Genomic DNA, 14,251 nt, shown 5'->3' on the forward strand with positions numbered 1-14,251 from the left:
ATGCCGCACCCTGAGACTGCTGAGCCTTCGGGGTGCGGCACAATGCCTGGCCTGGCAGGTCAGGCCCCCGGGTGCAGACCGGGCCAACCGGGTGTCGGGTCACCCTTGACCTCCCCGAAGTACAGGGCGAAGGTCTGCTTGAGCCGCTCGACTTCGGCACGGTCTTCCATGAAGCGGGGGAAGCCGTCCACGTTGGCGTTGGGGTACTCCCAGACGGGATGGAGGCCGGTGGGTGCGGCGATGTCCGTACGCACCGACCAGCTGTTGGAAGTCTGGCGTTCGGTGGAGATCTGCCAGTTCAGGAAGAGCTTGGCCGCTGTCGGGTTGGCGGCCTGCTTGAAGATCGCGAGTCGTTGGCCCCAGGCCATGAAGGGGTGCCCGTCGGGCAGGCCCATACGGATCCCGGTGGTGGCTGTCGCACTGCCTGCGGTACCGAGACCGACGACTGCCGTCTTGTTGTTGATCGCGGTGCTGGGCGAGAACGAACCACGAGCGAACTGCGGCTGCTGGGCGGCGAGGGCCGCCATCCAGTCCCAGCCGTACTTCTGCGCGTAGAGGGCGTAGAGGTAGAGGACCGCATCGTCGTCGTGCGGGTAGGAGGAGGCGACCTTGCCCTTCCAGCGCGGGTCGATCAGGTCCAGCGGAGACCTAGGCGCGTTCGCGCCGGCCGCCGCGATGTCGTAGACGTAGCTGAAGGCGATGACCTGCGCGGAGATCCAGGCGCCGTCAGGGTCCCGGAACTTCTTGTACAGCTTGCCGAAGCCGGCGGGCTTGTAGTGCAGCAGCCGGCCCTCGCGCTTCCAGCGGGTGAAGTCCTGCAGCGTCTGCAGCTGGACAACGTCGGGGACGAGGGTGTCGGTCGCGAACTGGTTGTCGATCCGGACATCGTGGTACTTGCTGTAGTCCACGATCAGCTGGAGGTCTATCTCCGGGAACCGTGTGCGGAAGGCGGTGCGCGCGCCCGCACCGCTGCCCGAGTTGGCGAGGTCGCCGCCCGCGTAGACCACGAGCTTGCCGCCCTCGGCGAGGGCGTCCTGGTACAGCTCGTCGAGGGTCCTGGTCTCCTCGGAGCCGCTGCCGGTCGCGGACTTGATGGAAGCGGCCGAGGCGGGGGATGCGGTGGTGCCGAGTGTGCCGAGGCTGAGAGCAGCCCCCGCTCCGGTGGCGAGAAGACGTCGTCGGCTGGGCAAGCTGGTCACGGGATTTCGCTTTCTGCCTGGGGGAAGGGTGATCTCGGTTCAGGCGCGTTCCGCGGCCCGTGCGACCGCCTCGGCGAGCATCGGCGCGACATCGTCGGGGTGGGACAGGTGCGGGGAACGACTGGCGTTGCGATGGTCAGTCGTTCATCGCGTCGCGGACGAGCGCGGTGTCGACGAACTGCTCAAAGCGGACGATGAGTCCGCCGCGGACGACGAAGTGGTGGGCGACGCGGACGGCGATCGGCTTCCCTGTCGCCTTGTTGGTCGCGGTGTAGCGGGCGAGGACGACGACGTTCTCGCCGTCGACGACGTAGGTGTCGTCATGGGCGGTCCAGCCCGTCCAGTCCTGGCCCAGCTTCTCCATCACGTTGGACGTGACGCCGTCGGGCGTGCGGTAGGTGCCGGCGAGGGGGAAGCCGGCCATCTCCGTCCACTCCACGTCGGGAGCGAGGGTGGCCCGAAGCGCCTCCAGGTCACCTGCCGCGGACGCGAGGTACTGGCGGCGCACGACATCGGCGGGGGCGGTGGAGGTGGTGAACTCGGTCATGGTCAGCCCCACTTCATCTCGCCCTTGGCGACCTTCGCGCCGATCTGGGCGGCGATCAGCATGCCGTTGTCGGGGTAGCGCTTGACCAGAGCCTCGGTCAGCGTGGCGCCGTCGGCCGCCTGGGCGAGCTCCTCCTCGAAGGCGAGGAGGTACTCGCGGGTCGCGGTGATCGCGGACGTGTCCGCCGCCGTACCGGGCAGACGGTGCCCCGGCACGACCAACTCCGGCTGCAGCGCGGCCATTTCGTCCAGCAGGTCGATCCACGCGGCACGGTCGCCCGGGGTGGGGGTGTCGGCGACCCAGACGTGCTCCTGCTGGAAGAGCAGGACGCCGCCGAGGAGGGCACGGTGCTCGGCCTGCCACAGGTAGTGGCGGTCGGGCAGCGCGGCCGGGCCGCCCTTGAGCTCGAAGCGGTGGCCCTCCAGGGTGAGGTCACCGGTCAGCGCGGTCAGGTCGACCAGGCGGGTGGGCAGGTTCGGGCCGAGCGCGGCCCACGCCTTGAGCTTGCCCTCGTAGGAGTCCTGGATGTGCTCGATGACGAGCGGGGTGGCGACGAACGCCGCATCCGGGAAGGCGTCGGCGATCACCTCGGCGCCGAAGTAGAAGTCGGGGTCGGCATGGCTGACGAAGACGGTGGTCAGCTTCTTGCCGGAGTCGAGGATCTCGGCGGCGAGTCGGTGGCCGTCGGCGCGGGTGAAGGCGGCGTCGACCAGCAGGGCCTCGTTCTCGCCGGTGACGAGGGTGGCCGTCTTGTTCTTACTGCCGGCCGGGAAGTCGAGGTCGAGGACCTTGAAGGAAAGAGTGCTCATGGCTGCTTCCTGACGTGAGGTGCTGGTTGGGGGAAACCGACGCTCCGCCCTGTGGCGGTGCGTCCTGGAAAGACGGGTGCGGCGCCCGATCGGACGTCAGCCCCGGCCGCTGCCGACGCGGCGGGCGACACCACGTGCTTGCGCTTGAGACGGGCTCCTCATGAGCGGGTGTACACCGAATGTGTCTGCCGACTCAGACAATATATCTGCTGGTGCAGACTCTGCAAGGGCAGAGTCTTCCGGCGCCCAACTTCTGGCATCCTGGTGAGGTGAATGAGCAACTGCTGAATGACGAGGACGTGACCCTCTTCGGTCTGTTCGTGGAGGCCCACGCCTGCATCAAGCCACTGGTGAACCGCGATATGGGCATTCCCGACAGCTGGTTCGAGGTGCTGCTGCGACTGGGCCGCACACCCGGTCACCGGATGCGCATGACCGACCTGGCCGATGCCGTGTCCTTCAGCTCGGGCGGCTTCACCCGGCTCGCCGACCGCATCGAGAGGGAAGGGCTGATCCGCCGAGAGCCCGACCGCCGCGACCGGCGGGCGGCACTCGCCGTACTGACCGAGCAGGGCGGCGAAGCTCTCAACAAGGCGTTGACCGCCCATGTCTCCCACCTGCGCAGTCATGTCACGTCCGTGCTCTCAGCCGAAGATCGCTGCCACTTTGCACGCATCCTGCGCACACTCCGCGACGCCAACCAGTGAGCTCGGGCCGTAGACCCAGGCGATAGCTGCGAGCTCCGGACGATGGTCGGCGGTAACGGTCCTCGCACTCGGCCACCGACAGCTGGACGAGGCACCCTGCACGAGACAGCCCTCCACGTTCGGCGCGAGCGACGGGCTCTGAGGCCCGCGCCGGCCCGGAACCAGGGCTGCCGGAGAGCGATGACATTCGCTTCCGACTTGGCCGCGAACGGCTGCAGCAAGTCCGTGGTCACCGCCGCGGCAACGTCCTCGACCCGGGCCAGGGCAATGGACCGCGGTGGGTCTTCTCCCGCAGGTGGCGGGCTTGACGACCTACGGACCGACCCGGCGACTGGCTCGTGCGACGTCCGCCGACTCTGACGCCGATCTCGTGGAGGCGAAGGGCACCCCCGACACCCGGCGGTCCTTCTGCCACTTCGACGCGGCCCGCCTCGCGGACCTTGAAGTTGATGTGCTCGTCCTGTGATGAGGAGAGGCGGGCGAGCAATTCGTCGGTGACAGGGAAGCCGTCAGCAGCTCCACCATGAGCTGCGCGAGCAGGGCTTCACCGGAGACGTCCAGTGCGTCCGCCCGCTACTTCCGCCCGTTCAAGAAGCCCCACAGCCCCCGGCCCAAGTACCCGCCAGCGGCCCCTCCTGAGCCCCGGCCGGCACCGAAGCCCCGCCATGTCGTCCGCTCGATCATGACGAACCCAGGACACCTCTCCGAGACTGATGCGACCGAACTCAAGGAGATCCGGACCGCCTGCCCTGAACTCGACGCCGCTGCAAGACACGCCCGCGACTTCGCCGACATGATGCGTGACCTCCGCGGCGACCTGCTGCCCTGCTGGATGGACCGCGTGCTCGCGGACGACTTGCCCGCCTTGCATACCCTGGTCAACGGCCTGCGCCGCGACCACGACGCTGTCACCGCCGCGCTGTCCACCTCGTGGAGCTCAGGCCAGGTCGAAGGTCACGTGACACGCGTCAAGCTCCTCAAACGCATGGGGTTCGGCCGGGCCAGCCTCGACCTCCTCCGCAGACGCGTACTCCACAGTCCGTGATCTCGCCGACGTCACACGCCCTACTTTCGGCCGTGTCGCAGATCTTGTACGTCAGGTCCGATAAGGGTGAAGAGCGAGTGACGGCGGCCTCCGTAAGCTCCCCGGTGGCGGCCATCTACGGCGCATTTTGTGGCCTCGGGAATCCCCGCGTACGGCCAGATATTTCTCCCCGCTCGCCCCGAGTAGTCCCGCTCGGCGACGCTGGAGCGGGTGAAGAACAGCAGGGAGATCATGGAGATCCTTGAGGCATACGACCTCACAGGCAGTTACCGTGCGGCGGCCGAGCTGGCCGGGTGCGACCACCACACGGTGGCCCGTTATGTGAAGATGCGGGCGGCCGGTCAGCATCCTGACCAGCGCCGTCACCGGGCTCGCGCGATCGACGATTATCTGCCGAAGATCGAGGAGCTGGTGGTCCGCTCGCAAGGCCGTATCCGCGCGGACGTGGTCCACAAGAGGATCGCCGCGATGGGTTTCACCGGTGGGGAACGCACCACCCGCCGCACGGTGGCCGAGGCGAAAGCCCAGTTCAGGGCCGGTCTGCGCAGGGTCTACCGGCCGTGGGTGACCGAGCCGGGGCTCTGGATTCAGTACGACTTCGGCGACGGGCCGGTGATCAAGGGCCGCAAGACCACGCTGTTCTGCGCATGGGTGGCCTGGTCCCGTTTCCGCGTCGTCATCCCGATCTGGGACAAGACGTTGCCGACGATCACCGCATGTCTGGACGCCACCTTCCGCAGGATCGGCGGGGTCCCGGCCTATGTCCTTACGGACAACGAGAAGACGGTCACCATCGACCACGTCGCCGGGATCGCGGTCCGCAACCCGGAGATCGTCGAGGTCGCGAGGCACTACGGCACGACGATTCGTACGTGTCTGCCGGCGGACCCGGAAACCAAGGGCGGATCCGAGTCCACGGTGAAGATCGCGAAGGCCGATCTGGTGCCCCGGGACGTCAATCTGCGCGAACAATACAAGACGTTCGGCGAGCTGGAAGCCGCCTGCCGGCAGTTCTGCGAGGAGGTCAACTCCCGCACGCACAAGGCGACTCGACGCAAGCCGGTCGAGCGGCTCGCGGAGGAACAACAGCGTCTGCATCCGTTGCCGAGGCGGCCGTTCACCGCCGCCTTCGGCACCACCCGCCGGGTGACCTGGGAGTCGACGATCTCGGTCGACGCGGTCCGCTACTCAGTCCCGCACGAGCTGATCGACACCCGGGTCTGGGCCCGTTTCCACGGCGACGAGCTGATCGTCACCGCCGTCGACGAGACCGGCTCGGCCCACGAGGTCGCCCGCCACCCGCGCGGCGAGCCCGGCTCGCCGGTCCTGGAGGATGCCCACTACCCGCCGCGCGAAGACAAGGAAAGGGACCGCACTCCGAGGGCGACCTCCGCAGAGGAAGCTGCGTTCCTCCAGCTCGGCCCAGGTGCTGCGAGCTGGCTGGTCGAGGCCGGGGCTGCCGGGGTTCGCCGGATCAAGGCGAAGATGGCCGAGGCCGTCGCGCTCTCAAAGCTCTACTCCATAGCGGAAGTTGACCGGGCGCTCGGCACCGCCGCGGTCACCTCCCGCTTCGCGGACAAGGACCTTTTGTCGATCCTCGACTACCAGGCCGTTCACGGCCTGGCCGAGCCGGTCCGCCGCAGTGAGGCCCACTCGCTGCAGCCCGGCACCTCTGCCTGGTCCGCCCTCGGCGCCCCCGCCCCGAGCACTCCTGATCTTTCCGAGCACGACGAAAGCGACCACGTCTGATGGCCACCCCGATCCGCACCGTTCTCGGCACGAACGGCGACCCGCTCTCCGAGGCCATCGAGCTCACCAGACGGCTCAAACTGCCGCACATCCGCCGCTCGTTGACCGACATCATCCCCACCGCGAAGGCCCAACGCTGGGATCCCGCCGAGGTCGTCCGCGTCCTGCTGGCGGAGGAAGCCGCCGGCCGCGACCGGGCCAACCTGCACACTCGCCGCAAGCGGGCCGGGTTCCCCACCGGCAAGACCTTCGGGGACTGGCACGAGACCAAGTCGTCCATACCGCGGGCCACTCAGGACGCCCTCAAGAGCCTGGAATGGGTCGGCCGACGGGAGAATTTTTGTATTTGTGGACCGTCGGGGACGGGAAAGTCGCACTTCACCGAGGCCCTCGGGCAGACCGCGGTCGAGGCCGGCCTGACCGTCGCCTGGTTCACCATCGAGGACCTGGGGATGCTGGTCCGCCGGCACCGCGCGGACGACTCCATCGCCCGGGCCCTCGCGAAGATCGTCCGCTCGGACCTGATAATCGTCGACGACATCGGCCTGCTGCCCGTCTCCGAGGACGCCGCCGAGGGCTTCTACCGCCTGGTCGATGCCGCATATGAACGGCGCTCGATCGCGGTTTCGAGCAACCTCCATCCGTCCGGATTCGACGAGATCATGCCCAAGACCCTGGCCACCGCGACCGTCGACCGACTCCTCCACCACGCCCACGTCACGGTCACTCAGGGTGATTCGTTCCGGTTCACCGAGGCCACCACCGGAAAGGGAGTGAAGCCCTTCAGCTGATCCACGTGAATCGAAGGCGGGGAGAATATCTGGCCGCAAGCGGGGCGATCATGTCGTCCACCTGCGGGGATGCCTCACGGCCGCCAGCGGGGACGATCAAGAGGCCGTTGACAAGCGAGGCTGTGTGTTTCGACGCTGATCTCTACCCAAGCGCCGTCAATGGTGCCGGGGATCGCCGATGCGAGATCGAACAGGACCGGCCAGTTGCCCATCTGAAGATAGGCCCCGTCCTCGTCGAGATGGAGCTGCCCCCTCATAACCACATGGTCCCCCTCCTGCCGGAGTCCAGGCTCGGCAAGAGATGCTGACTGCGTGTTCTGCCCCCAGAGGATGTCGACGTCGACGGTCCATTCGACGAGGTGATTGCCGTCGGCTTCCTGCGGATCACCACGCCAGAGCACCACGGCGGCTCCAATGGGTGTGTGAACCCGAACTGTCATCGGCCGCGGCGGGATCTGCGGCATCTTCTCCGTGCGGACGAACATCGCCACATCATCCATGACCCCACCCAAGCAGCCGAGCGTGGTCGCGCGTCACAAGATCTTCGCCAGAGCCGAATTACTTGACCGCTGACACGCGCGGTGTGGGGCTGTTGAGATGCCGGGTATTTAGACCGTGTCCTACATGGTGATCATTCGTTGGACTGGTCATGGGGCGGGGTACGTGGAGTTGGATTGTTCCGGATGGTCTGTGGGAGATCGCGAAGCCGCTGATCCCGCCGTCGAGAGTGCGGCCGCAGGGCGACGGAACGCAGGACACGCCTGATGAGACGCTGTTCGCCGCCATCATCTACGTCCTGGTCAGCGGTTGTGCCTGGCGCCAACTGCCGCCCTGCTTCGGGATATCGAAGTCGACCGCCCACCGCAGATTCCTGATCTGGTCGAGAGCCGGCGTCTGGGGCCGCCTGCACGAAGCCGTGCTGCACCGCCTCGACGACGCCGGACTCATCGACGTCACCCGCGTCGTCCTCGACACCGCCCACGTCAGGGCTAAAAAAGGGGCGCACACACAGGCCCGAGCCCCGTGGACCGGGGCAAGCCGGGCTCCAAGATGCACGTCCTGTCGGACGCGAACGGACTACCCCTCCTCGTCGGTGTCTCAGCCAGCAACACCCACGACAGCGAAGGGCTGAAGCCCATGGTCGCCGGTCACCAAACGAGACACGACCCTCACCGAGGCCGGTACTTCAAGCCCCAGCGCCTGCACGCAGACAAAGCCTACGACCATGCCAGCCTGCGGAAATGGCTGCGCGGCAAGCGCATCGGAGTCAGGATCGCGCGCAAAGGCATCGAGTCCAGTGAACGGTTGGGACGCCGAAGGTGGGTGATCGAGCGCACGATGTCGTGGCTGTCCGGCTACCGCAGACCCAACCCCCGCTACGAGCGCAATCCCCGCAACTACCTGGCCTTCCTCGGACTCGCCGCCGCCCTCTGCTGCTACAAACGCCTCGTCCGCCTCACCACGTAGGACACGGTCTTAAGCAGTGGGGCTTCCGTGAGTACCGCCTCGGTCAGGTTGGCTCCCGTCAGCCTCGCCCCGGTCAGATCGGCCCTCGTGAGCGTCGCCTTGAACAGGTTGGCCTTCGTAAGAGTCGTCCCGTACAGGTCGGTCTCCGTGAGTGCCGCCTCGGTCAGGTCGGCCTCGGTCAGCGTCGCTCCGGTCAGGTCGGCCTTCCTGAGCGTCGCCTCAGTCAGATCGGCCTTCGTGAGGGTCGCCAGGGTGAGGTCTGTAGGGACTCATCGTCCATGTCTTACGGCGCTCTTGTGAGCTGCGGCTTCACGCGGTGCCTCACGGAGTGTCAGCAGAGAGCCGTCTCATCACGATGTCACTTCCTCGGAGATCCGCCATCTCGAAGGTTGACCGCGACCGACAGAGGGTGCCGCACCATGGCACGGCACCCTCTCGGTTCGAGCGGATCAGAGTTGCTGTCCCACCCAACAGTTGTTGCCTACGAAGCCCTCCTCATCCCTCGCTGTGGCATTTGAGCTGTGCGTCGATCTGCGCGGCGGTTCTGGCACCGTCTCGGGTCCAGTACTGCCCGTCGGGTATATGGGCTGCTTTGACCTTGCTGATGTTGAACACGTCCCCGGTGCCGTCCTCAACTCCGGCGAAGGTGACGGAGACGTCGAGGTTGTTCGGCAAGGTCTTGGGCTGTGTTCCTGGACTCGCCTTCAGGAAATCGTCCACCTTCCACAAGGTGACCGCACCGTGCCTTCCTTCTGGGGTCTTGGGGCCACTTGCCCGCCAGAGCAGCTTTTCGGAGTCGCTGTTGTATACCTCGACCGTTCCCACCTTGTCCGTTGGGCAGGTCGGCATCTTGACCGAGATGCGGGAGTCGTCGATCCGCATCCCGGTCAAGATGGTCGTGGTCGGGTCGGACATGCTGTAGACGCCGTACACCCAGGTACCCACGGCCGTCAGGACGGCGAGTCCGCAAATCGACCCGCCCACCGCCAGTGGCCAGATGGCTTGCCTTTGGGGTTGGTTCAGTGGATGCATTCGTAGTAATGCCCGTCTCTGTATCCGGCACGGCGTTCCCACTTGTTGTGGCACGCGTTTACGCCTGCTCTGAGGTACATGTAGCCGAAGTGCCACCCGTACCTCATCCACTGCTTCTTGTGGCGCTTCTCGTGCCGCATTCTGTCCGCTGTGACACTGCTGCTGTACGAGGTGAAGTAGGTAGTGCCGAGGGTGGTTCCGGCTCGCAGATGGAGTCCTCTGCCGCCGGAGCAGACGCGCATACCGTAGCGGTACCGGCAGCGGTAGCCGAGGTAGCGGGACCCGACGTACGCGAGGCCGAAGCCGACGATGCGTGCCTGCTGGCGGTTTCTCCACCTGAGGTAGCCGCCGTAGGCGCGGCTTCCGTAGTGCCAGGCGAGCTTCGCGAAGGGGTTGACGTGGAAGCCCCAGAACCTGCCGTCGAGGTCGTAGCGGTTGATCGGGTCGCCGCCGCAGTACTCGTAGGCGTTGGCCGAGCCGCCAGGTACGGGGTCGATGGACAGAAAGCGTCCGGTGGTGGGGTCGTAGAGGCGCACGCCCATGAGGGTGGCGCCGGTGACTGTCTCGCTGGAGCGTTGTTTTCCGCCGAGCCAGCCGTAGCGGGTGGCGGTGGTGTCGCCCTGTGGGTTGCCGTACTCGTCGTAGGCGAGTGCGGTCAGGGTCTGGCTGGTGTCCAGGGGGAGTTCCACGGTGACGTCGCCGTGGATGTCGGCGAGCTGCAGGACGGTGTCGCCGGTGGCGCTGGTGACGGCGCCGAGGTCTCCGCCGATGCCCTGGACGTTGCGGCTGATCGTCGTGCTGGTCTCCTGGATCCAGTCGGGGCTGTCGCCGTCGGCGCCGTAGTGGTCGGTCTTGGATCCGGTCTGGGTCCAGGTGCCACTGTTGTTGGTTTCGGTGGTCCAGGCAGCGAGGCGGCCAGCCGCGTCCAGGGTCCAGGTCTGCCGGCTGGTGCCGGAGGTCTGCTGGCGGACGAGGTCGTTGGCGTAGTAGCCGATCGTCGCGCCGGACGCCTGGGTCGTGGTGCGCCCGAGAGCGTCGTAGACCGTGCCGGAGCTCTCGAGCCGGTCGGCGCTGTCGTAGGTGTACGACGTCGTCGTCGCACCCGTAGACGTGCAAGCCGCGCCGACGTCGCTGGTGGCGACGGCGAGGGCGGTGCGGTTGGAGTTGCTGTCGAAGGTGTAGTCGCGGCGGGTGCAGGCGCCGTCCGGATCGGTGTCGTCAGCCCCGGTGAGGCGTCCGGCCGCATCGTAGGTGTAGGCGCGGCTGCGGCTTTGTCCAGCGGTGTCGGCGTCCGCGACGACCTGGCCCTGGACGCTCTGGTCGACGTTGTCGGAGGCGACGACGGCGCCATCGCTGTCCTGGGTGTAGACCCGGGACGTCTCCGTGCCCACCTCGTCCTGGGTGACGGTCAGGGTGTAGCCGCCGGGCAGTGACTCGGTGGCGAGGTCGCCGTCCGCGTCGTAGGTGCCGACGACCGAGTCGGTGCGGGAAGTCTCCACACCGCGCGGGTCCTTGGTCGTGTCGTAGCGGAGGTCCGCCAGGCCCGTCAGGTGGTTGCTTAGGGCCGGTGGTGGTCGGGGCTGGAGTGTGTTGCCTCCGGTACATAGGTCGGGGGAAGCGGCGAGGCCGAACAGGGAAACGGTTTGATCTGCGGCTAGGCCGTGGATCAAAGGAAGAGGCCCCTTGGTGGATGGCGAATTCGAGGGGGCTCGCGCGCTGTACAGGGACGTCGACAGCCTTCTGATCCGTAGCTCTGCAGAGATCGGTCAACGGAGGTCATACAGGCGGTCGTTCGGCTCCTGAGGGTTGCTGTGGGGCATGGTCGGTTGCTGTGGTTCCTGTACTTCTCTGCTGTACAGCGGGATGTCCCCATCAGGATCGGGTGTTGACCTCGCCTGCGACAATTCACCCATGAATGACGTCTCTGAGCCGCAGACCTTCGCTTCGCCGCTCAAGCCCGTCGACCTGCCCACCATCGCGCCTGAACGTGAGTCCTTGGCAGGGTGGCTCGATTACCATCGCGCCGAGCTGCTGAGGAAGCTCGCCGGGTTGACCGAGGAACAGGCTGCCCAGCGTGTCGTTCCGTCCCTCACCACCCTGCACGGATTGGTGCGACACCTCACCAAGGTCGAGTTCATCTGGTTTGTTGCCGTCATCGGCCAGAGCGAGGAACCCGCGCCTTTCGGTTGGCCGAAGCGCAAGGACGGTGACTTCCTGTTGGACGACGGCGCGACCCTGGCCGAGGACGTCGCGCGCTATGTGGCCGCCTGCGAGCGCAGCCGCGAGATCTTCGCCGGGGTTTCACTGGACGATGTTTGCACGCACCATCGATTTGGGGATCTCGACGTGCGGTGCATCGTGATGCACGTGATCAGGGAATACGCCCAACACAGCGGCCACGCGGACGTCATCCGCGAACTCATCGACGGCAGTACGCAGAGCTGAGCCCCCTCACGCCTCCGGGCGCGGCCTATGGCGCCGTCCGGACCGCTCTTCACTGATCCGTCCCGAGCGTGGGCACGCGGTCGGTGGAGTCTCAACGGGCGTGGCAAGACCTGTCTTCTTGCCCTGGGTGTTGTCGGGGATTTTGGTGACCTGCGTTTTCGCTGCTCAGGGGCGGTGGGATCGTGCGCCTGGTGGTCGTCCTTGGCCAACGTTGAGCGACCTCGGACGACCCAGGGACGGCCCAGCTGTGGGTCACATGAACGGCATCAGCCGGCGGAGGCCGCCCGCCATTGCGCGGTGATGCATCCCTCTTCCATGTCCCACCACTCCTTGGCGACGCCGTGGTTGAGCAGCCGTTGCACCTTGGCGAGATCGGCTGTGGGCGGGACGTCCAGGGCGACCATGCCGAACTTCTCTATGCCCTCGCCGCAGACTCCGAGTTCGCGAAACGCGTTGATCACGCTCTGCCGTGCAGCTGCTGAACCGTCGTCGCGGAGCACGATGAGGCGGATTGTGCAGTTATCCGAACGCCGAACCACCTCACCGGCCCATCGCACGCCCTCCTCGTCAGGGTCGGTGGCCACGACGTCTCCGCAGGCGATGCCTCGGACGAACCAGGGGATGTTGTCGAGCCGTGCGGTGCCGTCGCCTTGGTCGACCGCCCACAGGCTCTCCACGGATGCCGGGGGCCAGTCGTTTTCGATCTCGAGCCGGAAGTGCACCTTCACGTACGGGCCCTCGGGGTTCGTCATGGTTCCCAGGATGCAGAACCCTGCCGCGCCGGCCGTAGGTGGGTGACGGATGACGTCTGCTCAGAGCTGGACACGGGTTGGTTCTTGCCTCAGCCGACGGCAGTCAGCCACGACGGCGAGGAGGCCGACCGATCACGCGCGCGTATGTCTCGCTGCGCCCCCACCGGCCTGCGCCACGTTGCCGGTGTCGTCGACCAGACCAAGTCAGGACGGTTGACCCGCAACGACGGTGCCTGCCCTCATCAGGTCGGGAAGCTGCGGGCGTTCGGGGCCGGTTCGGACGCTGACCTGGGCGAACGGTTCGGGTGCGGCCTCGTCGGGCTCGGCTGCGCTTGTGGTGCGGTCGTTCCGCTACTCGGTTCCCCGGTTTGACTTGTAGCGCTCGGGAAAGTCGGGGTGCTCCTGGTAGGGCAGGGCAAGATCGAGTAGGTCGTCGCAGGGCCAGAGGTCACCGTCGAACTGGCAGTCGCCACGGTCGTCCCAAGGTCGCTCGGGATCACCTTCGGCCGGACTGAGCCCGTGCCGGTTCAGGACGCGTTGCTTGGCCTCGACTTCGCGCAGCACGCGGGCAGGGTCGTGCAGGGCCACGTGCCGCGCGATCTCAGTGTGGAAGCTGGTGAGATCACCTCGGCCGAAGTCGACTGCGTCTCCATGCGCGATCCAGTCCGCAGAGAATCCGGCCCCGTCGCAGCGCCGGGCCAGGTCGGCGTCCTCGTCCAGGCGCGCCCTGAGGAACGCCACCAGGTCGTTGGTCATGGCGGCATCCTCAACCATGGTGCCTGCGCCGGCACTTGCTTTACGCCCGTCCCTCATCTCCCAGGGCTTCGGCGTTCTTGCGCATGTCCGCTTTGAGAACATGCGAGGTCCAGAAGGACAAGGGCGGCCTGCGGGGCGCCCTTGTCCTTCTGGACCTCGCATGTTTGAGGGCCGAGGCGAGCCGTACGCGTCCCCTCGACGCCCCAGAGCCCGATCAGTGCTCGCAGATCGTCTCGTGTTGAATCTGCCGTACTGGTGTCCGACTGACAGAAGGTGGTTTCGATGCAGGCGCTGCTCGTGATGGATGTTCAGCAGGGCGTGGTCGCACGGGTTCCTGAGCGAGCCGAAGCGATCCTCGCCCGACTGGCCCAGGCGGTCGCCGCGGCCCGGGCTGCGGAAGTTCCCGTGATTCACGTGGTGGTCCGGTTCCGGGACGGTCACCCGGAGATAAGCCCCGCCAACAAGGCGTTCGGGCCGCTGATCGGCACGGACGCACTGACCGAATCGAACCCGCTGTCGCGAATCCACCCGGCGGTGGCGCCGCTGCCGGGCGAGCCGGTCGTCGCTAAGCGCTTCTTCGGCGCGTTCTCCGGGACCGATCTGGATGCCTTGTTGTGCGCCCGTGGCATCAACACGCTGGTGCTGGCCGGCCTTGGGACCAGCGGCGTCGTGTTCGGCACGCTGCGGGAGGCAACCGAGCGCCAATACCGGCAGATCGTCCTGTCCGACGGCTGCGACGACCTGGACCCGGAGGTCAGCAGCTTCCTGCTGGAGAGGGTCTTTCCTCGGGAAGCCGAGGTAATGACGATCGACGAATGGGCGAAGACCCTCCGTTAGCGTCGCCAGGCAGACTGCGTCAGCCAGTCCGACGGAACGGATGGCCACCGAAGGACCGGGTGCGAGGACAGGCGATTTCCACTCGGAGCGGAAGCAGGACAGGCACTGGCTTCCA

At 66.7% G+C, this 14,251-nt stretch carries 17 protein-coding genes and 1 pseudogene; 8 read left to right on the forward strand and 10 right to left on the reverse strand.

From position 1 onward, the window contains the following. Nucleotides 1-59: 59 nt before the first annotated feature. From OG714_RS01290 to OG714_RS01300, 3 genes are all read right to left on the reverse strand, one after another. Nucleotides 60-1,199, reverse strand: coding sequence for an ABC transporter substrate-binding protein (locus OG714_RS01290; protein ID WP_406117902.1), 1,140 nt, complete (start codon nt 1,197-1,199; stop codon nt 60-62). Nucleotides 1,200-1,335: 136 nt separating this feature from the next. Next, nucleotides 1,336-1,746: a nuclear transport factor 2 family protein gene (locus OG714_RS01295; protein ID WP_406117904.1), complete on the reverse strand. Its 411-nt coding sequence runs from the start codon at nt 1,744-1,746 to the stop codon at nt 1,336-1,338. A gap of 2 nt (nt 1,747-1,748) precedes the next feature. Continuing rightward, nucleotides 1,749-2,555, reverse strand: a complete 807-nt coding sequence (locus OG714_RS01300) for an MBL fold metallo-hydrolase (RefSeq protein WP_406117905.1) — start codon at nt 2,553-2,555, stop codon at nt 1,749-1,751. Between the two features lie 269 nt (nt 2,556-2,824). On the opposite strand from OG714_RS01300, the gene OG714_RS01305 reads away from it, so the two are divergent. The 5 genes from OG714_RS01305 (at nt 2,825) to istB (ending at nt 6,847) form a co-directional block, all read left to right on the forward strand. Then, on the forward strand, nt 2,825-3,262 hold the full coding sequence (locus tag OG714_RS01305; RefSeq protein ID WP_406117906.1) for a MarR family winged helix-turn-helix transcriptional regulator: 438 nt from the start codon (nt 2,825-2,827) through the stop codon (nt 3,260-3,262). 304 nt (nt 3,263-3,566) lie between these two features. Then, a complete protein-coding gene (locus OG714_RS01310) occupies nt 3,567-3,728 on the forward strand; it encodes a hypothetical protein (protein ID WP_406117907.1) in 162 nt (53 codons plus the stop codon). Between the two features lie 216 nt (nt 3,729-3,944). Then, nucleotides 3,945-4,307 (forward strand): transposase, encoded by a 363-nt coding sequence (locus tag OG714_RS01315; RefSeq protein ID WP_406117908.1) that lies wholly within the window; start codon nt 3,945-3,947, stop codon nt 4,305-4,307. Between the two features lie 210 nt (nt 4,308-4,517). Then, nucleotides 4,518-6,056 carry an IS21 family transposase gene (istA, locus tag OG714_RS01320; protein WP_406117846.1) on the forward strand — a complete coding sequence of 513 codons (1,539 nt, stop codon included), beginning with the start codon at nt 4,518-4,520 and terminating at the stop codon, nt 6,054-6,056. Beyond that, nucleotides 6,056-6,847, forward strand: a complete 792-nt coding sequence (gene istB / locus OG714_RS01325; protein WP_329556472.1) for an IS21-like element helper ATPase IstB — start codon at nt 6,056-6,058, stop codon at nt 6,845-6,847. The genes istA and istB overlap by 1 nt, the downstream gene beginning before the upstream one ends. Nucleotides 6,848-6,921: 74 nt before the next feature. On the opposite strand, the gene OG714_RS01330 is transcribed toward istB, so the two are convergent. After that, complete coding sequence (locus OG714_RS01330; RefSeq protein WP_406117909.1) at nt 6,922-7,347, reverse strand: hypothetical protein; 426 nt, start codon at nt 7,345-7,347, stop codon at nt 6,922-6,924. Nucleotides 7,348-7,496: 149 nt separating this feature from the next. Between OG714_RS01330 and OG714_RS01335 the strand changes: the two genes are divergently transcribed. Beyond that, nucleotides 7,497-8,314 (forward strand): IS5 family transposase gene (locus OG714_RS01335; protein ID WP_406117910.1). Its coding sequence is split into 2 segments (ribosomal slippage): nt 7,497-7,851 and nt 7,851-8,314, totalling 819 coding nucleotides; the frame shifts between segments, so codons are not numbered across the junction. Here OG714_RS01335 and OG714_RS01340 read toward each other — a convergent pair. The 4 genes and pseudogenes from OG714_RS01340 to OG714_RS01355 all read right to left on the reverse strand — a co-directional run bounded on the left by OG714_RS01340 (nt 8,284) and on the right by OG714_RS01355 (nt 10,845). Further along, on the reverse strand, nt 8,284-8,451 hold the full coding sequence (locus OG714_RS01340) for a pentapeptide repeat-containing protein (RefSeq protein ID WP_406131685.1): 168 nt from the start codon (nt 8,449-8,451) through the stop codon (nt 8,284-8,286). The two genes, OG714_RS01335 and OG714_RS01340, sit on opposite strands and share 31 nt — an antisense overlap. Then, a pseudogene (locus OG714_RS01345) lies at nt 8,431-8,568 on the reverse strand (pentapeptide repeat-containing protein); the annotation flags it as partial. The pseudogene OG714_RS01345 and the gene OG714_RS01340, both read right to left, overlap by 21 nt. Before the next feature lie 241 nt (nt 8,569-8,809). Then, nucleotides 8,810-9,229, reverse strand: coding sequence for a hypothetical protein (locus OG714_RS01350; RefSeq protein WP_406117912.1), 420 nt, complete (start codon nt 9,227-9,229; stop codon nt 8,810-8,812). 104 nt (nt 9,230-9,333) lie between these two features. Beyond that, on the reverse strand, nt 9,334-10,845 hold the full coding sequence (locus OG714_RS01355) for an RHS repeat-associated core domain-containing protein (protein WP_406117913.1): 1,512 nt from the start codon (nt 10,843-10,845) through the stop codon (nt 9,334-9,336). A 412-nt stretch (nt 10,846-11,257) separates the two neighbouring features. On the opposite strand from OG714_RS01355, the gene OG714_RS01360 reads away from it, so the two are divergent. Beyond that, complete coding sequence (locus tag OG714_RS01360) at nt 11,258-11,791, forward strand: DinB family protein (RefSeq protein ID WP_406117915.1); 534 nt, start codon at nt 11,258-11,260, stop codon at nt 11,789-11,791. A 266-nt stretch (nt 11,792-12,057) separates the two neighbouring features. On the opposite strand, the gene OG714_RS01365 is transcribed toward OG714_RS01360, so the two are convergent. Next, nucleotides 12,058-12,543, reverse strand: a complete 486-nt coding sequence (locus OG714_RS01365; RefSeq protein ID WP_406117916.1) for a DUF4265 domain-containing protein — start codon at nt 12,541-12,543, stop codon at nt 12,058-12,060. A gap of 351 nt (nt 12,544-12,894) precedes the next feature. Next, entirely contained in the window at nt 12,895-13,299 is a 405-nt protein-coding gene (locus tag OG714_RS01370) for a DUF6221 family protein (RefSeq protein WP_406117918.1), read from the reverse strand. A 282-nt stretch (nt 13,300-13,581) separates the two neighbouring features. On the opposite strand from OG714_RS01370, the gene OG714_RS01375 reads away from it, so the two are divergent. Further along, nucleotides 13,582-14,136, forward strand: a complete 555-nt coding sequence (locus OG714_RS01375) for a cysteine hydrolase family protein (RefSeq protein ID WP_406117919.1) — start codon at nt 13,582-13,584, stop codon at nt 14,134-14,136. Nucleotides 14,137-14,251 lie beyond the last annotated feature (115 nt).

This window comes from Streptomyces sp. NBC_00989, assembly GCF_045162655.1.
Lineage (GTDB): Bacteria > Actinomycetota > Actinomycetes > Streptomycetales > Streptomycetaceae > Streptomyces.